This window comes from Bacillus sp. RSS_NA_20 (genome assembly GCF_020165915.1).
Classification (GTDB): domain Bacteria; phylum Bacillota; class Bacilli; order Bacillales; family Bacillaceae; genus Bacillus; species Bacillus altitudinis.
The window spans coordinates 993,212-1,013,548 of sequence record NZ_JAIUKW010000003.1 but is presented as its reverse complement, the minus strand read 5'-3'; the positions used below and the strand labels follow the sequence as shown (position 1 = coordinate 1,013,548).

Annotated in this window: 34 protein-coding genes; 32 read left to right on the top strand and 2 right to left on the bottom strand. The window is 42.4% G+C overall.

The annotated features are described in order from the left end of the window. Positions 1-8: 8 nt before the first annotated feature. From rpsQ to LCD32_RS05055, 29 genes are all read left to right on the top strand, one after another. The gene (rpsQ, locus tag LCD32_RS05200) at positions 9-272 is read left to right on the top strand and encodes a 30S ribosomal protein S17 (RefSeq protein WP_003216906.1); all 264 of its coding nucleotides are present in this window, start codon (positions 9-11) and stop codon (positions 270-272) included. 39 nt (positions 273-311) lie between these two features. Further along, on the top strand, positions 312-680 hold the full coding sequence (gene rplN / locus LCD32_RS05195; RefSeq protein WP_003216882.1) for a 50S ribosomal protein L14: 369 nt from the start codon (positions 312-314) through the stop codon (positions 678-680). Between the two features lie 35 nt (positions 681-715). Then, positions 716-1,027 (top strand): 50S ribosomal protein L24, encoded by a 312-nt coding sequence (rplX, locus tag LCD32_RS05190; protein ID WP_007496325.1) that lies wholly within the window; start codon positions 716-718, stop codon positions 1,025-1,027. Positions 1,028-1,052: 25 nt separating this feature from the next. Next, positions 1,053-1,592, top strand: coding sequence for a 50S ribosomal protein L5 (gene rplE / locus LCD32_RS05185; protein ID WP_003217159.1), 540 nt, complete (start codon positions 1,053-1,055; stop codon positions 1,590-1,592). Positions 1,593-1,614: 22 nt separating this feature from the next. Next, positions 1,615-1,800 (top strand): 30S ribosomal protein S14, encoded by a 186-nt coding sequence (rpsN, locus tag LCD32_RS05180; RefSeq protein ID WP_008356542.1) that lies wholly within the window; start codon positions 1,615-1,617, stop codon positions 1,798-1,800. Positions 1,801-1,831: 31 nt separating this feature from the next. After that, complete coding sequence (gene rpsH, locus LCD32_RS05175) at positions 1,832-2,230, top strand: 30S ribosomal protein S8 (RefSeq protein WP_007496327.1); 399 nt, start codon at positions 1,832-1,834, stop codon at positions 2,228-2,230. A 31-nt stretch (positions 2,231-2,261) separates the two neighbouring features. Continuing rightward, positions 2,262-2,798, top strand: a complete 537-nt coding sequence (rplF, locus tag LCD32_RS05170) for a 50S ribosomal protein L6 (protein ID WP_008345395.1) — start codon at positions 2,262-2,264, stop codon at positions 2,796-2,798. Between the two features lie 32 nt (positions 2,799-2,830). Beyond that, the gene (rplR, locus tag LCD32_RS05165) at positions 2,831-3,193 is read left to right on the top strand and encodes a 50S ribosomal protein L18 (RefSeq protein WP_003216951.1); all 363 of its coding nucleotides are present in this window, start codon (positions 2,831-2,833) and stop codon (positions 3,191-3,193) included. A 24-nt stretch (positions 3,194-3,217) separates the two neighbouring features. Then, on the top strand, positions 3,218-3,718 hold the full coding sequence (rpsE, locus tag LCD32_RS05160; protein WP_007496332.1) for a 30S ribosomal protein S5: 501 nt from the start codon (positions 3,218-3,220) through the stop codon (positions 3,716-3,718). A 13-nt stretch (positions 3,719-3,731) separates the two neighbouring features. Further along, positions 3,732-3,914, top strand: coding sequence for a 50S ribosomal protein L30 (gene rpmD / locus LCD32_RS05155; RefSeq protein ID WP_003217067.1), 183 nt, complete (start codon positions 3,732-3,734; stop codon positions 3,912-3,914). A gap of 30 nt (positions 3,915-3,944) precedes the next feature. Further along, on the top strand, positions 3,945-4,385 hold the full coding sequence (gene rplO / locus LCD32_RS05150) for a 50S ribosomal protein L15 (protein ID WP_003216888.1): 441 nt from the start codon (positions 3,945-3,947) through the stop codon (positions 4,383-4,385). A gap of 1 nt (position 4,386) precedes the next feature. Beyond that, positions 4,387-5,679, top strand: coding sequence for a preprotein translocase subunit SecY (secY, locus tag LCD32_RS05145; RefSeq protein WP_007496334.1), 1,293 nt, complete (start codon positions 4,387-4,389; stop codon positions 5,677-5,679). A 55-nt stretch (positions 5,680-5,734) separates the two neighbouring features. Continuing rightward, positions 5,735-6,388 (top strand): adenylate kinase, encoded by a 654-nt coding sequence (locus tag LCD32_RS05140; RefSeq protein WP_007496336.1) that lies wholly within the window; start codon positions 5,735-5,737, stop codon positions 6,386-6,388. Then, the gene (map, locus tag LCD32_RS05135) at positions 6,385-7,131 is read left to right on the top strand and encodes a type I methionyl aminopeptidase (RefSeq protein ID WP_007496338.1); all 747 of its coding nucleotides are present in this window, start codon (positions 6,385-6,387) and stop codon (positions 7,129-7,131) included. Before LCD32_RS05140 ends, map begins: the two co-directional genes overlap by 4 nt. Before the next feature lie 310 nt (positions 7,132-7,441). After that, complete coding sequence (infA, locus tag LCD32_RS05125) at positions 7,442-7,660, top strand: translation initiation factor IF-1 (RefSeq protein ID WP_003217190.1); 219 nt, start codon at positions 7,442-7,444, stop codon at positions 7,658-7,660. Between the two features lie 31 nt (positions 7,661-7,691). Beyond that, positions 7,692-7,805 carry a 50S ribosomal protein L36 gene (gene rpmJ, locus LCD32_RS05120; RefSeq protein ID WP_003156543.1) on the top strand — a complete coding sequence of 38 codons (114 nt, stop codon included), beginning with the start codon at positions 7,692-7,694 and terminating at the stop codon, positions 7,803-7,805. Positions 7,806-7,826: 21 nt separating this feature from the next. Then, complete coding sequence (gene rpsM / locus LCD32_RS05115) at positions 7,827-8,192, top strand: 30S ribosomal protein S13 (RefSeq protein WP_003217023.1); 366 nt, start codon at positions 7,827-7,829, stop codon at positions 8,190-8,192. Positions 8,193-8,212: 20 nt separating this feature from the next. Then, positions 8,213-8,608: a 30S ribosomal protein S11 gene (gene rpsK / locus LCD32_RS05110; protein ID WP_003217231.1), complete on the top strand. Its 396-nt coding sequence runs from the start codon at positions 8,213-8,215 to the stop codon at positions 8,606-8,608. 175 nt (positions 8,609-8,783) lie between these two features. Then, positions 8,784-9,728: a DNA-directed RNA polymerase subunit alpha gene (locus tag LCD32_RS05105; RefSeq protein ID WP_003217009.1), complete on the top strand. Its 945-nt coding sequence runs from the start codon at positions 8,784-8,786 to the stop codon at positions 9,726-9,728. Positions 9,729-9,803: 75 nt separating this feature from the next. Next, positions 9,804-10,166: a 50S ribosomal protein L17 gene (gene rplQ, locus LCD32_RS05100; protein WP_003216944.1), complete on the top strand. Its 363-nt coding sequence runs from the start codon at positions 9,804-9,806 to the stop codon at positions 10,164-10,166. Between the two features lie 124 nt (positions 10,167-10,290). Next, positions 10,291-11,133, top strand: a complete 843-nt coding sequence (locus tag LCD32_RS05095; RefSeq protein ID WP_008345218.1) for an energy-coupling factor ABC transporter ATP-binding protein — start codon at positions 10,291-10,293, stop codon at positions 11,131-11,133. Continuing rightward, positions 11,109-11,978, top strand: coding sequence for an energy-coupling factor ABC transporter ATP-binding protein (locus LCD32_RS05090; protein ID WP_007496346.1), 870 nt, complete (start codon positions 11,109-11,111; stop codon positions 11,976-11,978). The genes LCD32_RS05095 and LCD32_RS05090 overlap by 25 nt, the downstream gene beginning before the upstream one ends. Continuing rightward, positions 11,975-12,772, top strand: coding sequence for an energy-coupling factor transporter transmembrane component T family protein (locus tag LCD32_RS05085; protein WP_007496348.1), 798 nt, complete (start codon positions 11,975-11,977; stop codon positions 12,770-12,772). The genes LCD32_RS05090 and LCD32_RS05085 overlap by 4 nt, the downstream gene beginning before the upstream one ends. Positions 12,773-12,783: 11 nt before the next feature. Then, on the top strand, positions 12,784-13,527 hold the full coding sequence (gene truA, locus LCD32_RS05080) for a tRNA pseudouridine(38-40) synthase TruA (RefSeq protein ID WP_224562982.1): 744 nt from the start codon (positions 12,784-12,786) through the stop codon (positions 13,525-13,527). 164 nt (positions 13,528-13,691) lie between these two features. Continuing rightward, on the top strand, positions 13,692-14,129 hold the full coding sequence (gene rplM / locus LCD32_RS05075) for a 50S ribosomal protein L13 (protein WP_003217042.1): 438 nt from the start codon (positions 13,692-13,694) through the stop codon (positions 14,127-14,129). 20 nt (positions 14,130-14,149) lie between these two features. Then, positions 14,150-14,542, top strand: coding sequence for a 30S ribosomal protein S9 (gene rpsI / locus LCD32_RS05070; protein ID WP_007496354.1), 393 nt, complete (start codon positions 14,150-14,152; stop codon positions 14,540-14,542). 176 nt (positions 14,543-14,718) lie between these two features. After that, on the top strand, positions 14,719-15,234 hold the full coding sequence (locus LCD32_RS05065; RefSeq protein ID WP_116307703.1) for a GNAT family N-acetyltransferase: 516 nt from the start codon (positions 14,719-14,721) through the stop codon (positions 15,232-15,234). 97 nt (positions 15,235-15,331) lie between these two features. Next, a complete protein-coding gene (locus tag LCD32_RS05060; protein WP_224562980.1) occupies positions 15,332-16,078 on the top strand; it encodes an amidohydrolase family protein in 747 nt (248 codons plus the stop codon). A 36-nt stretch (positions 16,079-16,114) separates the two neighbouring features. Further along, positions 16,115-16,588: a GNAT family N-acetyltransferase gene (locus LCD32_RS05055; protein WP_224562978.1), complete on the top strand. Its 474-nt coding sequence runs from the start codon at positions 16,115-16,117 to the stop codon at positions 16,586-16,588. Between the two features lie 28 nt (positions 16,589-16,616). Here the strand turns inward: LCD32_RS05055 and LCD32_RS05050 are convergent, their stop codons facing one another. Continuing rightward, positions 16,617-17,189, bottom strand: a complete 573-nt coding sequence (locus LCD32_RS05050) for a DUF4825 domain-containing protein (RefSeq protein ID WP_224562976.1) — start codon at positions 17,187-17,189, stop codon at positions 16,617-16,619. A 147-nt stretch (positions 17,190-17,336) separates the two neighbouring features. On the opposite strand from LCD32_RS05050, the gene LCD32_RS05045 reads away from it, so the two are divergent. From LCD32_RS05045 to LCD32_RS05035, 3 genes are all read left to right on the top strand, one after another. Continuing rightward, on the top strand, positions 17,337-17,780 hold the full coding sequence (locus LCD32_RS05045; RefSeq protein ID WP_017366466.1) for a YbaK family protein: 444 nt from the start codon (positions 17,337-17,339) through the stop codon (positions 17,778-17,780). 58 nt (positions 17,781-17,838) lie between these two features. Further along, positions 17,839-18,552, top strand: coding sequence for an N-acetylmuramoyl-L-alanine amidase CwlD (gene cwlD / locus LCD32_RS05040; RefSeq protein WP_017359175.1), 714 nt, complete (start codon positions 17,839-17,841; stop codon positions 18,550-18,552). Positions 18,553-18,655: 103 nt separating this feature from the next. Continuing rightward, positions 18,656-19,714 (top strand): Mrp/NBP35 family ATP-binding protein, encoded by a 1,059-nt coding sequence (locus LCD32_RS05035; RefSeq protein WP_008345199.1) that lies wholly within the window; start codon positions 18,656-18,658, stop codon positions 19,712-19,714. A 38-nt stretch (positions 19,715-19,752) separates the two neighbouring features. Here LCD32_RS05035 and gerD read toward each other — a convergent pair whose 3' ends face one another. Further along, entirely contained in the window at positions 19,753-20,331 is a 579-nt protein-coding gene (gene gerD / locus LCD32_RS05030; RefSeq protein WP_007496366.1) for a spore germination lipoprotein GerD, read from the bottom strand. Between the last annotated feature and the right edge of the window lie 6 nt (positions 20,332-20,337).

Sequence of the window (20,337 nt, the reverse complement as noted above, 5' to 3'; positions counted from 1 at the left end):
CCGCAAACATGAGCGAACGTAACCAACGTAAAGTGTATCAAGGTCGTGTTGTTTCTGACAAAATGGATAAAACCATCACTGTTGTAGTTGAAACATACAAAAAGCATTCACTTTATGGCAAACGTGTAAGATACTCTAAAAAGTTCAAAGCACATGATGAAAACAACCAAGCAAAAATCGGAGACATCGTAAAGGTCATGGAAACTCGTCCATTATCTGCGACTAAACGCTTTCGTCTAGTTGAAGTTGTCGAAGAAGCTGTTATTATCTAATAAAGTTCGGATTTCTTTTTCCGAAGGGAGGTAACATTAATGATTCAACAGGAGACTCGTTTAAAAGTAGCTGACAACTCTGGCGCACGCGAAGTACTAACGATTAAAGTTCTTGGTGGCTCTGGACGTAAAACGGCTAACATCGGTGATGTCATTGTTTGTACGGTTAAACAAGCAACACCAGGAGGCGTTGTCAAAAAAGGTGAAGTTGTGAAAGCAGTTATCGTTCGTACTAAGAGCGGAGCTCGCAGAAACGATGGATCTTACATCAGTTTTGATGAAAATGCATGTGTCATCATCCGTGACGACAAGAGCCCACGTGGAACTCGTATCTTCGGACCAGTAGCACGTGAACTTCGTGAAAATAACTATATGAAAATTGTTTCTTTAGCACCAGAAGTACTTTAATGAATACAATCCGCGACTCAAGGAGGTGCGATTAAATGCATGTTAAAAAGGGCGATAAAGTAGTGGTTATCTCTGGTAAAGATAAAGGTAAACAAGGTGTCATCCTTGCTGCTTTCCCTAAAAAGGACCGTGTTTTAGTAGAAGGTATTAACCTTGTGAAAAAACACTCTAAACCAACCCAAGCTAACCCTCAAGGCGGAATTTCTGAACAAGAAGCGCCGATCCACGTATCAAACGTAATGCCGCTTGATCCTAAAACGGGTGAAGTGACACGTATTGGATATAAAGTTGAGGACGGAAAGAAAGTCCGTGTAGCGAAAAAATCTGGGCAAGTTCTAGATAAATAGTAAATAAGGAAGGGAGGTCTTTCTCATGAACCGCCTTAAAGAAAAGTATGTAAAAGAAATTACACCTGCATTAGTTTCTAAGTTTGAATACAAATCAGTAATGCAAGTGCCAAAAATCGAAAAAATCGTGATCAACATGGGTGTTGGTGACGCCGTTCAAAACGCTAAAGCAATCGATACTGCTGTTGAAGAATTAACGTTTATCGCTGGTCAAAAACCTGTCGTTACTCGTGCGAAGAAGTCTATTGCTGGATTCCGTCTACGTGAAGGAATGCCAATCGGTGCGAAAGTAACACTTCGCGGAGAGCGCATGTACGATTTCCTTGATAAACTTATTTCTGTATCTTTACCACGTGTACGTGACTTCCGCGGGATTTCTAAGAAATCTTTCGACGGTCGTGGAAACTACACGCTTGGTATTAAAGAACAGTTAATCTTCCCAGAAATTGATTACGATAAAGTAACAAAAGTCCGCGGTATGGATATCGTTATCGTTACGACTGCCAACACGGACGAAGAAGCACGTGAGTTATTAACTCAAGTAGGTATGCCGTTCCAGAAATAATCAATGAAAGGGAGGCGAAATCGTGGCTAAAAAGTCTATGATTGCGAAACAACAACGCAAACAAAAGTTTAAAGTTCAAGAGTATACGCGCTGCGAACGTTGTGGACGTCCACATTCAGTAATTCGCAAGTTTAAACTTTGCCGTATTTGTTTCCGCGAACTTGCATATAAAGGACAAATTCCTGGCGTTAAAAAAGCCAGCTGGTAATCCCCATAAATGGGAAGGAGGTTATTAAATAATGGTTATGACAGATCCGATTGCAGATTTGCTGACTCGTATTCGCAATGCGAACATGGTACGTCATGAGAAGCTAGAAGTACCGGCTTCAAAAATCAAAAGAGAAATTGCTGAAATCTTAAAGCGTGAAGGTTTTATCCGTGACGTTGAGTACGTCGAAGACAGCAAACAAGGAATTATCCGTTTGTTCCTTAAATACGGCCAAAACAACGAACGTGTTATCACTGGTCTTAAAAGAATCAGTAAACCTGGTTTACGCGTATATGCGAAATCAAATGAAGTACCACGTGTACTTAACGGACTTGGAATCGCAATTATTTCTACATCACAAGGTGTTTTATCGGACAAAGAAGCCCGTGCTAAACAAGCTGGTGGAGAAGTACTTGCTTACGTATGGTAAAAAAAGTTTAAGATGAATGGAGGTGCTTGGTATGTCTCGTATAGGTAAAAAGCTAATCGAGATCCCTTCAGGAGTAACTGTGACAAACAACGATAACACAGTGACAGTAAAGGGACCAAAAGGTGAACTAACTCGTGCATTTCACCCTGATATGGAAATTAAAATTGAGGACAACGTCTTAACTGTAAGCCGTCCGTCTGAAAATAAAGAACACCGTGCATTACATGGTACAACACGTAGCTTAATTGCAAACATGGTTGAAGGTGTATCTAAAGGTTTCGAAAGAGGTTTAGAACTAATCGGTGTCGGTTACCGTGCAGCTAAATCTGGAAACAAACTTGTTCTTAACGTTGGATACTCTCACCCAGTTGAAATCGTTCCTGAGGCTGGAGTTGAAGTAGAAGTTCCATCTCAAACGAAAGTAATCGTTAAAGGTATCGATAAAGAGCGTGTAGGAGCTCTAGCTTCTAACATCCGCGCTGTCCGTGCTCCAGAGCCTTACAAAGGTAAAGGAATTCGTTACGAAGGTGAATTCGTTCGCCGTAAAGAAGGAAAAACTGGTAAGTAAGATCGCTTAATGTGAAGAAAGGAGTGACTCGGATGATTACGAAAACTAGCAAAAACGCTACTCGTCTTAAAAGACACGCTCGTGTTCGTGCGAAACTTTCAGGTACTGCTGAAAGACCTCGCCTTAACGTTTTCCGTTCTAACAAGAACATCTACGCTCAAGTAATTGATGATGTTAACGGTGTAACACTTGTAAGTGCTTCTACTCTTGATAAAGAGTTAAAGATCGAGAATAGTTCTGACGCTGCAGCTGCTACTAAAGTTGGCGAACTTGTTGCAAAACGTGCTGTTGAAAAAGGCATCTCTAACGTGGTATTTGACCGCGGAGGATACTTATATCATGGACGTGTAAAAGCTCTAGCTGAAGCTGCTCGTGAGGCTGGACTTAAATTTTAATAAAAGAAGGAGGGACACATCCGAATGAGTCGTATTGACCCAAGCAAATTAGAGTTAGAAGAACGCTTAGTTACGGTTAACCGGGTAGCGAAAGTTGTTAAAGGTGGACGTCGTTTCCGTTTTGCAGCTTTAGTTGTTGTCGGTGACAAAAACGGTCATGTAGGATTCGGTACTGGTAAAGCACAAGAAGTACCAGAAGCGATCCGCAAAGCTGTTGAAGACGCGAAAAAGAATTTAATTGAAGTACCAATGGTTGGAACTACAATTCCACATGAAATCATCGGTCGATTCGGTGCAGGAAACGTTCTATTGAAGCCTGCTTCAGAAGGTACAGGAGTTATCGCTGGAGGCCCAGTGCGTGCGGTACTTGAGCTTGCTGGTCTAGCTGATATCCTTTCTAAATCTCTAGGTTCTAATACACCGATCAACATGATCCGCGCAACACTTCAAGGTTTAAGTGAACTTAAACGTGCTGAAGATGTAGCGAAGCTTCGTGGAAAATCTGTAGAAGACCTGTTAGGATAAGGAGGGAACAATAATGGCAAATAAATTAGAAATTACCCTCAAACGCAGTGTAATCGGTCGCCCGGAAGATCAGCGTGTCACTGTTCGTACTCTTGGTCTAAAGAAAACAAACCAAACAGTCGTACATGAAGACAATGCAGCGATCCGCGGCATGATTAACAAGGTGTCTCATTTAGTTTCTGTTAAAGAACAATAAAACATTTTTAATCGATAAGGAGGTGCCCAAATGAAACTTCATGAATTGAAGCCTTCAGAAGGTTCACGTAAAGTACGCAACCGTGTTGGTCGTGGTATTGGATCAGGTAACGGTAAAACTTCTGGTAAAGGTCATAAAGGTCAAAACGCTCGTTCTGGCGGCGGTGTACGCCCTGGATTCGAAGGTGGTCAAATGCCTTTATTCCAACGCCTTCCAAAACGTGGTTTTACAAACATCAACCGTAAAGATTACGCGGTAATCAACTTAGACAGATTAAACAGTTTTGACGAAGGAACGGAAGTCACTCCTGAACTTCTTCTAGAGACTGGTGCAATAAGCAAGTTAAAAGCAGGAGTAAAAATTCTTGGCAACGGTAAATTAGAAAAAAAATTAACTGTAAAAGCCAATAAATTCTCTGCTTCTGCTAAAGAAGCGATTGAAGCTGCTGGCGGTACAGCCGAGGTGATCTAACTTGTTTAAGACAATCTCCAATTTTATGCGCGTGAAAGATATACGGAATAAGATTATATTTACACTTTTAATGTTAGTCGTCTTTCGTATAGGTGCTTTCATCCCTGTGCCTAATGTGAACGCCGAAGTTCTCCAGGCACAGGATCAAATGAGTGTTTTCGGAATCCTCAACACGTTTGGGGGCGGGGCACTTTTCCAATTCTCCATTCTTGCAATGGGGATTATGCCGTATATCACTGCTTCGATCATCATCCAGCTCTTGCAGATGGATGTTGTACCGAAGTTTACTGAGTGGTCAAAGCAAGGAGAGGTTGGCCGCCGAAAATTAGCACAATTCACAAGGTATTTTACAATTGTTCTAGGATTTATCCAGGCGTTAGGAATGTCATATGGATTTAACAATATGGCAGGAGGCATGCTGATTGAAAACCCAGGTGTTTCAACGTATCTCTTAATTGCGGTCGTACTCACTGCGGGAACAGCATTTTTAATGTGGCTGGGAGAGCAGATTACTGCTCACGGTGTTGGTAACGGTATTTCGATTATTATCTTTGCCGGTATCATCGCAGGTATCCCTCAAACATTAAAGCAAGTGTACGCTCAGCAATTTGTAGGTGGAGATGGACAGCTGTTCATGCAAATCCTGAAAATTGCCCTTATTGTGATTGCTATTCTTGTCATTGTTATCGGTGTTATTTACATTCAAATGGCAGTGAGAAAGATTGCGATTCAATATTCAAAAGGAACTGGCCGTGCACAAATGTCTGCTAGTCAAGCAACGCACCTTCCATTGAAAGTGAATCCAGCAGGGGTGATTCCAGTCATCTTTGCCGTTTCGTTCATTATTACTCCGCAGACGATCGCATCGTTCTTCGGAACAAATAATGTGACAACCTGGATAACTAACAACTTTGACTATACTAAGCCAATCGGTATGACGATTTATGTAGCACTGATTGTTGCTTTCACATATTTTTATGCCTTTGTCCAAGTAAACCCTGAACAAATGGCTGAAAATCTGCAAAAGCAGGGTGGCTATATCCCGGGAGTTCGTCCAGGGAAAATGACTCAAGATAGAATTACGAGCATTTTGTACCGACTCACGTTTGTGGGCGCCATTTTCTTAGCCGTGATTTCAATACTTCCTATCTTTTTCATTCAATTCGCTGGATTACCTTCCGCTGCACAAATTGGCGGCACAAGTCTTCTCATTGTTGTAGGTGTTGCACTTGAAACAATGAAACAGCTTGAAAGCCAATTAGTGAAACGAAACTACCGTGGATTTATGAAATAAAACAGAGGGCTGGGCTGCTGCCCAACCTCTCTAAGTAAGGAAGGGGAAATCCGAAATGAACTTAGTCTTAATGGGGCTTCCGGGTGCTGGTAAAGGCACTCAGGCAGAACGAATTGTTGATGATTATGGGATCCCTCATATCTCAACAGGAGATATGTTCCGTGCTGCTATGAAAGAGGAGACACAACTTGGACTCGAAGCAAAATCCTTTATCGATAAAGGAGAGCTTGTTCCTGATGAGGTCACAATCGGTATTGTTAGAGAAAGACTTGGCAAGAATGATTGTGAACAAGGTTTTCTTCTGGACGGATTTCCGCGAACTGTCGCTCAGGCTGAAGCTTTAGAAGACATTCTAAAGGACCTTGGCAGAACGATTGATTATGTCATTAATATTAAAGTCGATAAAGATGCTTTGATGGAGCGTCTGACTGGCCGAAGAATTTGCAAAGATTGCGGAGCAACATATCATTTAGTATTCAATCCACCTGCGAAAGAAAATGTTTGTGACAAGTGTGGAGGCGAGCTTTATCAACGTGCAGATGATAATGCAGAAACCGTTTCGACAAGACTTGAAGTGAACTTAAAGCAGACTGAACCTTTACTGAATTTCTATTCAGAAAAAGGATATCTTGCAAACATTGATGGTGCGAAGCACATTAACGATGTTTACGCTGATATTAAGGACCTGCTTGGGGGATTAAATAAATGATTATCTGTAAAACTCCTCGCGAGCTTGAGATTATGAGAGAAGCTGGACGCATTGTCGCACTGACTCATGAAGAGCTGAAGAAACACATAAAACCAGGTATTTCGACAAAAGAATTGGATCAAATTGCCGAACGTTTTATTACAAAGCAGGGTGCAATCCCATCTTTTAAAGGGTATAATGGTTTTCGCGGGAGCATTTGCGTTTCGGTGAATGAAGAACTCGTTCACGGTATTCCTGGTAAACGGGTTTTACGTGATGGAGACATCATTAGTATCGATATCGGCGCAAAGTTAAATGGCTATCATGGTGACTCTGCTTGGACTTATCCAGTTGGGGTAATCAGTGATGAGGACCGCAAACTACTGGAAGTCACAGAGGAATCTCTATATAAGGGCTTACAGGAAGCAAAGCCAGGTGAACGTCTGTCAAACATTTCCCATGCCATACAAACGTATGTTGAAGGTGAGAATTTCTCAGTTGTTAGAGAATATGTTGGACATGGGGTCGGACAGGATCTTCATGAGGACCCTCAAATTCCTCATTATGGTCCGCCGAACAAAGGCCCACGGCTCAAACCTGGAATGGTGTTGGCCATCGAACCGATGGTGAACGCAGGCAGCCGATATGTGAAAACACTGGCTGATAACTGGACGGTTGTAACGGTTGATGGGAAAAAGTGTGCTCACTTTGAGCATACGATTGCGATTACAGATACAGGTTTTGATATACTGACTAAGATTTAGGTCTTCACTGAAGCCTTTCAGGCCCAAATCGGGCAGGTTGTCTGTATAGTCCAAGGAAAGAACAAGATCAGTATACAGTTGTCATCGGAGTGTTCGATGGCTGCCATGTACTAATCGCAGACGGAGAAAAGCGTAAATTCATTCTCCTAAGAAAAAATATCAATCATTTAACCTTTTATGATTGCGTATCTCCGGAAGTTCAGAACAGTATATTCAAAACAGGTCGGGTGATAGATGGACAATTGAGAACATCTCATTTGGACATTTATCAGAGAGCAAGTTACTGATTTGAAGAAGGGAGAACACTTGAATGGCGAAAGACGATGTAATTGAAGTGGAAGGTACTGTAGCAGAAACTTTGCCAAATGCAATGTTCAAAGTTGAACTAGAGAATGGTCATACAGTTTTGGCTCATGTATCAGGAAAAATCCGTATGCACTTCATTCGCATTTTACCTGGAGACAAAGTTACGGTAGAATTATCTCCATATGACTTAACTCGTGGTAGAATTACGTACCGTTACAAATAAAGCAACTCCGGAAGAAGGAGGTTGGAAACACATGAAAGTGAGACCATCTGTTAAACCTATCTGTGAAAAATGTAAAGTGATTCGCAGAAAAGGAAAAGTAATGGTGATCTGTGAAAACCCAAAACATAAACAAAAACAAGGCTAATAACAAGGAGGTGCCCAAATCATGGCTCGTATTGCTGGTGTAGATATTCCACGTGATAAGCGTGTTGTCATTTCTTTAACATATGTTTTTGGAATTGGTCGTACGACGGCTCAACAAGTCCTTAAAGAAGCAGGTGTTTCTGAAGACACTCGCGTTCGCGATCTAACTGAAGACGAACTAGGTAAAATCCGTGATATCATTGACAAACTTAAAGTAGAAGGTGACCTTCGTCGTGAAGTTTCACTTAACATTAAGCGTCTAATTGAAATCGGAAGCTACCGCGGAATCCGTCATCGTAGAGGACTTCCTGTTCGTGGACAAAACACAAAAAACAACGCGCGCACTCGTAAAGGTCCGCGTCGTACTGTAGCTAACAAGAAAAAATAAGTAAAGGAGGTAGTTAAAGAATGGCTGCTGCTCGTAAACAAAATACGCGTAAACGTCGCGTGAAAAAGAATATTGAAGCTGGAATCGCTCATATCCGTTCCACTTTCAACAACACGATTGTAACGATTACTGATGTTCATGGAAACGCAATTTCTTGGTCAAGTGCTGGTGCATTAGGATTCAGAGGTTCTCGTAAATCTACTCCTTTCGCTGCACAAATGGCTGCTGAAACTGCTGCTAAAGGTTCTATCGAACATGGTCTTAAAACACTTGAAGTAACTGTTAAAGGTCCTGGTTCTGGTCGTGAAGCTGCAATTCGTGCGCTTCAAGCTGCAGGTCTTGAAGTTACTGCAATCAGAGACGTAACTCCAGTTCCTCATAACGGATGCCGTCCACCAAAACGTCGCCGCGTGTAATTTGTTTGTATAGATTTTGTGTCCCTGTCAATAATGGGTTATGATACAGTTATTTATGAGACGAATACACGACTCGTTGCCTGAGCACATACGGGACTAAACAATGAGGAATTTCGGATGGAATCTCATATGATTCTATTCGAGGTTTCGACGTTTTGAAGGAGGGTTTTATTAGATGATCGAAATTGAAAAACCAAAAATCGAAACGGTTGAAATCAGCGACGATGCCAAGTATGGCAAGTTTGTCGTAGAGCCACTTGAGCGTGGATATGGTACCACTTTAGGGAACTCCCTTCGTCGTATCCTTTTATCCTCACTTCCTGGTGCAGCTGTAACATCGATCCAGATAGATGGTGTCTTACACGAATTCTCAACGATCGAAGGCGTGGTTGAAGATGTTACAACGATTATCTTAAACATTAAAAAGCTTGCACTCAAAATTTACTCTGAAGAAGAGAAGACGCTTGAAATTGATGTACAAGATGAAGGAACTGTAACAGCTGCTGATATTACACACGACAGCGATATTGAAATCTTAAATCCAGATCTTCACATCGCAACTCTTGGCAAAAATGCGAGCTTCCGTGTTCGTTTGACTGCACAAAGAGGTCGCGGGTATAATCCTGCTGATGCAAACAAAAGAGACGATCAGCCTATCGGCGTGATTCCGATCGACTCAATCTATACACCTGTATCTCGTGTAACTTATCAAGTGGAGAACACCCGTGTTGGGCAAATCACAAACTATGATAAATTAACACTAGATGTATGGACTGATGGAAGCACAGGACCGAAAGAAGCGATCGCTCTAGGTTCTAAGATTTTAACTGAACACCTAAATATTTTCGTTGGGTTAACTGACGAAGCTCAGCATGCAGAAATCATGGTTGAAAAAGAAGAAGACCAAAAAGAAAAAGTGCTTGAAATGACAATTGAAGAGCTTGATCTTTCTGTTCGTTCTTACAACTGTTTGAAGCGTGCGGGTATTAACACTGTTCAAGAGCTTGCTAACAAGACAGAAGAGGATATGATGAAAGTTCGTAACCTTGGACGTAAATCTCTTGAAGAAGTGAAAGCGAAACTAGAAGAACTTGGACTGGGTCTTCGTAAAGACGATTGACTAGTTTCATTGTGAACTAGGATTTTCGTGTGTTTTTTATTCATACAGCATCTCTAATTAAGGAGGGGACATCACATGGCATACAGAAAGCTAGGACGCACTAGTGCACAACGTAAAGCAATGCTTCGTGACCTAACGACTGATTTGATCATCAACGAACGCATCGAAACAACTGAAACACGTGCGAAAGAACTTCGCTCTGTAGTTGAAAAAATGATCACTCTTGGCAAACGCGGAGATCTTCATGCTCGCCGTCAAGCTGCAGCTTACATTCGTAACGAAGTAGCTAACGCTGAAACAAACCAAGATGCACTTCAAAAATTATTCGCTGACGTTGCAACTCGCTACGAAGATCGCCAAGGTGGATACACTCGTATCATGAAGCTTGGACCTCGTCGCGGCGATGGCGCACCAATGGCTGTCATTGAATTAGTTTAATCACATATCGTGTATCTAAGAAAGGGCGGGACAGTTCATAACTGGATCTATGCCCTTTTTTAGATACTACGGCTTTTTAGCAATAGGCAAAGTAGAGGTTGAGCTGAGAGGAGGTCCGGTAGAGATGGAGAAGACATTAATTGACGTAAAAGACATTGTATTTCGTTATCACAAAGATGCGGACAAGCCCGCTTTAGACCAAGTGTCATTGCATGTGAATCAAAATGAATGGCTTGCCATTGTTGGCCACAACGGTTCAGGTAAATCCACACTTGCCCGTGTACTGAATGGGCTCATTTTACCGGATGCAGGGACGGTCAAGGTTGGTGAGATTGAGCTGAAAGAAGAAAGTGTTTGGGATATTCGCAAAAAGGTCGGTATGGTCTTTCAAAACCCAGACAACCAATTCGTTGGCTCAACAGTTCGTGATGATGTGGCTTTTGGTTTAGAAAATAACGGGGTTGAGCGGGAATTGATGATAGAGCGTGTAGATTGGGCTGTCAAACAGGTCAATATGCAGGAGTTTCTTGATCAAGAGCCGCACCATCTATCAGGCGGGCAAAAGCAGAGAGTAGCGATCGCTGGTGTACTTGCCGCAAGCCCTGACATCATGATCTTGGATGAAGCAACATCAATGCTTGATCCGATTGGCCGTGAAGAAGTGTTAGAAACCGTCAGACTACTGAAGGAACAAGGAACGGTCACGGTCATTTCCATCACACATGATTTAGACGAGGCTGCGAAGGCAGACCGCGTTATTGTGATGAATGGCGGGAAGAAATTTGCCGAGGGAACACCAGAGGAAGTATTTGAACTAGATGAACAGCTGGTTCAGATTGGACTTGATCTGCCATTTTCCTACCGGTTGAGTAAGCAATTGAAGCAGCAAGGTGTGCCGCTTGCAAATGCCCATTTGACACAAGAAGGATTGGTGAAAGAGCTATGGACATTACGATCAAAGAATTAGAGCATCGTTATCAAATGAAAACGCCGTTTGAGCGTCTCGCTTTGTATGATGTCAATGCTTCCATCAAAGAAGGCAGCTATGTTGCTGTCATCGGTCATACGGGTTCTGGCAAGTCGACATTGTTGCAACATTTAAATGGACTGCTCAAACCAACAAAGGGGAGCATTGCGCTTGGAGATACGGTCTTACAAGCCAATAAAAAGCAGAAGGAACTGAAATCTCTTCGCAAAAAGGTAGGTATCGTGTTTCAGTTTCCTGAACATCAGCTCTTTGAGGAGACGATTCTGAAGGATATCTGTTTTGGTCCGATGAATTTCGGCGTTCCAAAAGAAAAGGCAGAAGCCAAGGCTAAAGAGATGCTGAAGCTTGTAGGCCTTCCTGAATCCTTGTTATCTCGATCACCCTTTGAATTAAGCGGTGGTCAAATGAGACGTGTGGCGATTGCAGGTGTTCTAGCGATGGAGCCAGAAGTGCTTGTGCTTGATGAGCCGACTGCGGGATTAGATCCACGCGGACGTAAAGAAATCATGGACATGTTCTATGAGCTTCATCAAAAAGCCAACCTGACGACGATCCTTGTGACACACAGTATGGAAGATGCCGCTCATTATGCGGATCAAATGATTGTGATGCACAAAGGAACAGTAAAGGCGACAGGTACGCCGAGGGAGCTATTCGCCAATCGTACAGACATGTCTTCTTTCGGACTGGACCTCCCGGAAACGATCAAATTCCAGCAGGCTGTCGAAGAAAAGCTGGGGATGACGTTTCCAAGACCGCTTCTGACCATGGATGAAATGGCAGAAGCCTTAACAGCTTTATATCAGGAGGACACGACATCATGATGGATAGTATGATTATCGGCAAATATGTGCCAGGTACATCCTTTGTCCATCGTCTTGATCCAAGGACAAAGCTGTTATCAATTTTCTTTTTTGTCTTTATTGTCTTTTTTGCGAATAACTACATCACTTACGGGCTTTTAGGGGTCTTTACGATCCTTGTGGTGATGGTGTCTCAGGTGCCGCTGTACTTTATTCTCAAAGGAATGAAACCCATCCTTTGGATTGTTCTGTTTACCTTTATTCTGCATATCTTCATGACAAAGGATGGCGCTTTGCTACTTCACTTTGGTTTTCTGAATATTTATGAAGAAGGTCTAAAACAGGGGATTTTCATTTCACTCCGTTTTGTCTATCTCATCATGATGACAACACTTCTGACGTTGACCACAACGCCTATTGAAGTGACAGACGGTATGGAGAAGCTGCTGCATCCTTTCCGTAAAATCAAGCTACCTGTTCATGAACTTGCTCTTATGATGTCTATCTCTCTTCGATTTATTCCGACTTTACTCGAAGAAACAGACAAAATCATGAAAGCCCAAATGGCAAGAGGTGTTGATTTTACAAGCGGACCCGTGAAAGATCGTTTAAAAGCGATTGTTCCATTGCTTGTCCCGCTTTTCGTCAGTGCGTTTAAGCGTGCGGAGGAATTGGCGACCGCTATGGAAGCGAGAGGCTACCGCGGGGGAGAAGGGCGTACGAAATACCGTCAGCTTGTCTGGGGCATGAAAGACACGTTCACGTTGCTTTTATTCATCCTGTTAACAGCACTCCTTGTGCTGCTTAGAAATTAGGTGATGCCTAGATGAAAGTAAAATGTACCGTATCATACGATGGGACACATTTTAAAGGGTATCAAGTGCAACCAGGACAGCGAACCATTCAGACGGAGATTGAATCTGCCCTTGCTAGAATGCATAAACAAGACGAACTGATTCCGATTGTGGCTTCTGGCCGGACAGACAGTGGCGTTCACGCAAAGGGGCAGGTCATCCATTTTGACACCTCGCTTGCCATCCCGATGGAGAGATGGCCGTTTGCCCTCAACAGCTTGCTGCCAGATGACATTCGTGTTCTAAAGGCTGAAGAAGTGGATGAGTCGTTTCATGCCAGATTTGGTGTTGTGTCGAAGGAGTACCGTTATAGGGTCTCAACGGAAACGCACCAAAATGTGTTTACGAGACAGTATGCCTGTCACTATCCTTATCAGCTGGATGTCGACAAAATGAGAGAAGCTGCTGGGCACCTCATTGGCACACACGATTTCACAAGCTTTTGTGCGGCCAATACAGAGGTTCAAGACAAGGTGAGGGAGATTTACGCCCTTGAGTGGAAAAACGTCTCAGACGGGCTTGAAATGCGTGTGAGAGGGAATGGCTTTTTATACAACATGGTGCGAATTATAGCCGGCACGTTACTTGAAATTGGTTCTGGTAAATTTCACCCTGAGGAGATAAAAGCCATGCTTGCCGCCCGAAATCGCGAAGCGGCAGGCAAGACTGCGCCCAGTCACGGACTGTATTTATGGGAAGTTTTCTATGACAACTAAACCAGGTGTAACATGTTCTTGACACAGGAAGCAGAAAGTTATAAGATATCATATGGTATGTATTTCAACCCCACAAATAAGCCCCGGAAGACTTATCTGTGTTTTGAAATAGAACGTAGCATTTGATTCAGGAAAATTCATTGATTTATTTAGGAGGGAAACTCATGCGTACAACACCAATGGCGAACGCAAGCACAATTGAGCGCAAATGGCTAGTGGTTGATGCGGCAGGTAAGACTCTAGGTCGTCTTTCTACTGAAGTAGCATCACTTTTGCGCGGTAAGCACAAACCAACTTATACACCACACGTTGACACAGGTGATCACGTGATCATCATCAATGCTGAGAAAATTGAATTAACTGGTAAGAAATTGACGGACAAAATTTACTACCGTCATACGATGCACCCAGGTGGTTTGAAACAAAGAACTGCTCTTGAGATGCGTACAAACTACCCTGAAAAAATGTTGGAGCTTGCTATCAAAGGTATGCTTCCAAAGGGTCCACTAGGTCGTCAAATGTTCAAAAAATTAAATGTGTACCGTGGTTCTGAGCATCCACATCAAGCACAACAACCTGAAGTTTACGAACTTCGCGGTTAATTATAAGGGAGGTTAACAATTTGGCACAGGTTCAATATTACGGTACAGGTCGTCGTAAAAGTTCTGTAGCGCGCGTTCGCTTAGTTCCAGGTGAAGGCCGTATCGTCGTTAATAATCGTGAAATTACTGAATACATTCCATTCGCTGCTTTAATCGAAGACGTGAAACAGCCTTTGAACATCACAGAAACAGCTAACAGCTACGATGTTCTTGTAAATGTTCACGGTGGTGGATTCTCTGGTCAAGCTGGAGCAATTCGTCACGGTATCTCTCGTGCTCTTCTAGAAGTAGATCCTGAGTACCGTACACCACTTAAACGTGCTGGACTTCTTACTCGTGACTCTCGTATGAAAGAGCGTAAGAAATACGGTCTTAAAGGCGCACGTCGCGCACCTCAGTTCTCAAAACGTTAATCAATTTTATATTGTATGGACGTTTTACAAAGGTTTGTACAGACAAACCCTATATGAAAAGCATCAGCATCCTGCTGGTGCTTTTTTATTTGTGTTTTTTTCTGTCTGGAAACATATAAAATAGGATCATAGTCAGGTTTCTGTTTAACAAATGATGTTAAAGGGGGATGGCATTTATGAATCTAACAACAGAAAGATGTCTCATTCGACCGTTTATTGAGGATGATTGGCAGGATGTCTATGCATATACATCTGATCTAGCGGTGATGAAGTATATGCCAGAAGGTGTTTTTTCTAGAGAAGAGGCGCAGGAATTTGTCAAAAATAATCGTCTTAAGACGGCCAAGAATTTTGCTGTTCTATTAAAAGAAGATCATACATGCATCGGGCATATCGTGTTTCATCCTTACTTTGGTGAGCACACATATGAAATTGGCTGGGTCTTCAATTCTGCATATCAAAACAAAGGCTATGCATCAGAAGCTGCATTTGCTGTCCTACATCATGGTTTTCACACAATGAATTTACATCGAATCATTGCCACTTGTCAGCCTGAAAATGTGCCGTCATGGAGAGTGATGGAGAAAATGGGTATGAGGAGAGAGGGATATTTTAAAAAATGTATACCACAAGGAAATGAGTGGTGGGATGAGTTTTATTATGCCATCTTACGAGAGGAATGGAAAACTTGATAAGTTTTCATGATATGAAGTAATTCGTCATTCCAAATATCCCTTGGCTTTCTCTATTGATATAATCAGGTCAAATAAGCAGAAGAGGGGCGCGGGCATGAGGATCTTTGATGCACATTTCCATATCATTGATTTTGGTTTTCCTATTCAAGAAAACCAAGGATATACACCGCCGAGTTATGTGGTGAATGATTATAGGAGAGAGACGGCTGATTTGGGGATTGTAGGTGGAGCGATTGTGTCAGGGTCATTTCAGGGTTTTGATCAAGACTATATGTTGAAAGCACTAGATGAAATGGGACCGACTTTTTGCGGTGTGACACAATTACCTTTTACAGCAACTGACGATGAGATTGTTCATTTGGATCAACATGGGGTCAAAGCTTTACGTTTTAATGTGAAGCGGGGCGGTTCGGAGGATATTTCAAAGCTCGACTATTTTGCGAGAAGGGTGTATGAGCTGGTGGGCTGGCATAGTGAGCTCTACATAGACGCTAAGCATCTCCCTGACATCTCACCTACGCTTGAACAGCTACCGGCTATTTCGATTGATCATTTAGGCTTATCTGAAGAAGGTTTGCCGCATTTGCTCAAGCTGGTTGATAAAGGGGTTCGGGTAAAAGCAACTGGTTTTGGGCGAGTCGATTTAAACGTGGAACATGCATTGACGTCCATTTATCAAACGAATCCTGATGCATTGATGTTTGGTACAGACCTTCCATCTACAAGGGCGAAACGTCCATTTGAATACGGTGATGTTGATTTGATTCAACGGATGTTTGATGAGGAAGCGGTGGATAAAATTTTATATGAGAACGCGATCAATTGGTATTTTGGCAAATGAATAAAGGCTTCCATTCCGTGATAGGAGGTGTGTTCATTGAATCTGAATCAATTGACATTTAGAGAAGCCGTCCAAGGAGACCTCGACAACATCGTTTTGATGCTTTCAGATGACAAATTAGGCCAAAAGAGAGAACGCTACACTCGTCCATTATTAGAAAGCTACCTCAATGCCTTTCATTCGATCGAAGCGGATCCCAATAATGAATTAATCGTCGCTTGTGATCGGGAAGAGGTAGTCGGTGTTCTCCAATTAACAATGATTCCATTTCTAACGTATCAAGGTGGATGGAGAGCTTCAATAGAAGGAGTTCGTACAGCCATGACTCATAGAGGAAGAGGAATTGGCACATTGTTGATCAAACGGGCCATTCAACGAGCAAGTGACAGCGGGTGTCATATGATCCAGCTGACAACTGACAAACAGAGGCCAGAAGCACGCCGTTTTTACGAAAAGTTGGGATTTGAAGCTACGCATGATGGGATGAAACTGCATCTTGATTTCAAATAAAAAGCAGAAGGTGGCATCCCTCTGCTTTTTATGATTGTTTCACCGAAAACGCTTTGTATACATCTTGACGTTTATCTTTTGACTTCACAACTCCATCAACCAGTTCTTTTTGCCAAAGCGCTGTATCGTCTTTGTATACTTTAAAAGAATGAGGCAGCTTTTTCTCTAGCTGTTTTCTTTTAAACGTGACGGATGGCTCGTCTTTAGAGTACATCTTGAGTGTCACTTGCTCCACGTTATCGATAAGAATAAAAAGTGCCAATGCATTATATAAGTAGTTTTTTTCAATGGTATCCTTCTTATCAAACCAAAATGCATCAAATTGTTCTTCTGTATCATTGGTATTTTCTTTCACGCCGTATGTCACTTTTAGCGCTTTTTCATCTACGATTTCATACTCGCGAATCACGTTACCTGGAAGATCTGATAAAATAGCGCCGACTGCTCCATTGTCTCCAATATAAGAATTTTTGTGTTTGGAGAGCTGTTTTAATGATATGTCTTCTATTCCTTTTATGTCACTCTTCTGCTCGGTCGCTTGACTGCCGCATCCAGATAAGACGACTGTTAGTAGCAACAGGATATACATCCACTTCTTCATGAATTTTGCCCCTTTTCTATTCTTTTTATATATAAATGTTCATTTTATCACAATTTTCCAATCTGTTAGCGCATTGATTTCCATTTACTGAACTGCATGTTTTGTTCAAACCAACGAACAATACAAAGAAAAAAAGGAGTTCAGTCCATGGCAGAAGTTCTTTCATTTTATCAATTGAAAACAAAACGAGATGTCACGCTTGAAAAGAAGCTGTTGCGTACATTGTCTCTTCAACAGGTGACGATCGCTTCCGAGAAGTTCACGAAGAAGCTGTTCCCATTTGCAGATGATCCGGCTGGGATTATGAGTGATGGCTGTATTGATTTCGCCATTGAGGCTTTTTTAGCAGGTGGGAGATACGGTGAGTCGAGTAAGTATGGTGAATCATTCGATGATATAAAAAAGCGGTCAGTTCATGAAGAAGATGAGCTGGTTGAGGAGCTAGCAGGGTGTTTGCAATCGTGGGGGAATATGTTCCGAATGGAGCGTAAGATGTCGTGTCTGTATCCATTTGCGAAGGAATTTTTAAGCATATGGTGGAAGGAAGGCTTTCGGGAATCAGAAAAAAGGCATAAGCTTCGACTGCACTAAGCATATTTCCAGCCCTTGTCCCATATCTATAAAATAATGGTGTATGGGAGGGACAGGGATGAAAAGAAAGCTGAAATGGACAGGGTTTTTAATCGGGTTTATTGTCCTCTTATTCTTATTCAGATTTCAGTTTCTAAATGATGATTCGTGGAAATCGTGGAACTTGCCTTTGAGCGGTAAGATCATCTATTTAGATCCGGGTCACGGCGGTCCAGATGGCGGGGCTGTAGGAGGAGAGCTGCTCGAAAAAGAGATTGCACTGGATGTGTCCATGAAGATAAGAGACTATTTGCAGGAGCAGGGAGCGCTTGTTCTCATGACCCGGGAAGATGATTCTGATTTATCATCAAAGAATACAAAGGGTTATGCCCGAAAGAAAGCGGAGGATTTGAGAAACCGTGTGAAAGTCATCAACGAATCTGAAGCAGATCTCTATTTAAGCATTCATTTAAATGCGATTCCCTCGAACAAATGGAGCGGAGCGCAGACGTTCTTTTACGGAAAGTATGAAGAGAATGAAAAAGCAGCGAAGTTCATTCAAGATGAATTGCGCAACAACCTTGAAAACACAGATCGCAAGGCGAAGCGAATCAATGGGATTTATTTAATGCAAAATGTCACGAAGCCAGGAGCGCTTGTCGAAATCGGATTTTTATCGAATCCAAAAGAGGCTGGTCAGCTGGCGACTCCTAAATATCAGGATCAAATTGCTGCTTCGATTTATAAAGGCATTCTCAGATATTTAACAGAGCAAAAAGAGCCGCCTGAATAAGGGGCTTTTTCCTGTTTATCGCAGGCAAAGAGGACAGACATTGTAAGGATATGTATGATATACTTGGATTGTAAACGAATTCAATAAAGGGTGAGGTTCTGCTATGATCGGACAAGATGATGTGAGAAAACTAGTTGGGAAGATGGACGAACCTTTCCTTCATATACCGCTTGGTGAGCTGGATGCCATCAAGGAAATCAGCCTAAAGCCTGAAAAAGAGCATGTGAGCTTAAAAGTGGCGATTGCCAAAACAGGCACTGCTGAGCAGATGAAGCTGCAGCAAGACATCGTACAAGCTTTAAAAGCAGCGGGCGCGAACACTGTAGGACTTCGTTTTGAAGAACTGCCTCAAGAAACGCTTGAAAAGTTTATGCCGTCACAGGATGAGGAAGAAAATTTGCTCAACTCTAAAAATCCGCCTGTGTTCTTAGCGATTGCGAGTGGAAAAGGCGGCGTTGGGAAATCAACTGTTTCCGTTAACCTGGCTGTGGCACTGGCTCGTCTAGGGAAAAAAGTGGGACTGATCGATGCTGATATTTACGGCTTTAGTGTACCGGATATGATGGGAATCACCGTCAGACCGACAGTTAAAGGGGAAAAGATTATTCCTGTGGAACGCTTTGGCGTCAAAGTGATTTCAATGGGCTTTTTTGTTGAAGAAAACGCACCGGTCATTTGGAGAGGACCGATGCTTGGTAAAATGCTAAATAACTTCTTCCACGAAGTAGAGTGGGGAGAATTAGATTACTTACTATTAGACCTTCCGCCTGGAACAGGTGATGTGGCACTTGATATTCATACGATGCTTCCGAGCTGTAAAGAAATCATTGTGACGACACCGCATCCAACAGCGGCTTTCGTTGCTGCTAGAGCAGGTGCAATGGCACTGCAAACAGATCACGAGGTGCTAGGGGTCGTTGAGAATATGAGTTACTATGAAAGCAAAAAAACAGGTGAGAAGGAATATGTCTTTGGAAAGGGCGGCGGGGACAAGCTGGCGGAGGAGCTGCGAGTATCAGTCCTTGGTCAAATCCCTTTAAGACAGCCTGATTGGAATGAGGACGATTTTGCACCTTCCGTCTATGATGCGAGTCATCCGACAGGGGAAGTGTATCAACACATTGCCAATAAAGTCATTGAACAATTAACAGTGAAAGCATAATGAAAGCCCGAGTGGACCTTGTGCCACTCGGGTGATGTTTAACTGCCGCTTCCTTGTGAACCGGAATCATTGCTGCTTTCAGAGACTGCTTTTTTTAGCTCATCTTCGAATTTCTTCTTATAAAGAGGGCTGCTCAATGTTTCTGTGATGACTTTCTCTAAGTGCTTTCTGAACTCTTTGCTTTTGACCAGTTCACCGTATTTCTTTTCCATTTCAGGATCCTTGAGAATATCCATCATCATTTGTTGATAGTCAGGGTCCTTCATCAATTGTTTTAACATCTTTTCATGCTGTTGCTGCATGGATTTTGCGAAAGTCTCGGCAAATTTAGAATCCTCAAAGACCTTCTTCCAGAACTCTTTGCCTTTATCAGAAGTTAGTGTTTTCTCTATTGTTTTTTTCACAGTTTGTTCATCCATTACCAAAGCTTCATTCATTGCCTCGTCATTTAATAACTGTTGAATGGCCTTTTTACCGTCATCTGTTTTCAAAATATCGACGACCATTTTTTTCGTTTCGTCATAGTCCATATTAGATGAGGATTGGGTTTTGGGAGCACAAGCTGTTAGAGATAAAAGAAGAAAACAGCTCATTATACGCAAGATGCCTTTTGACATACTGTG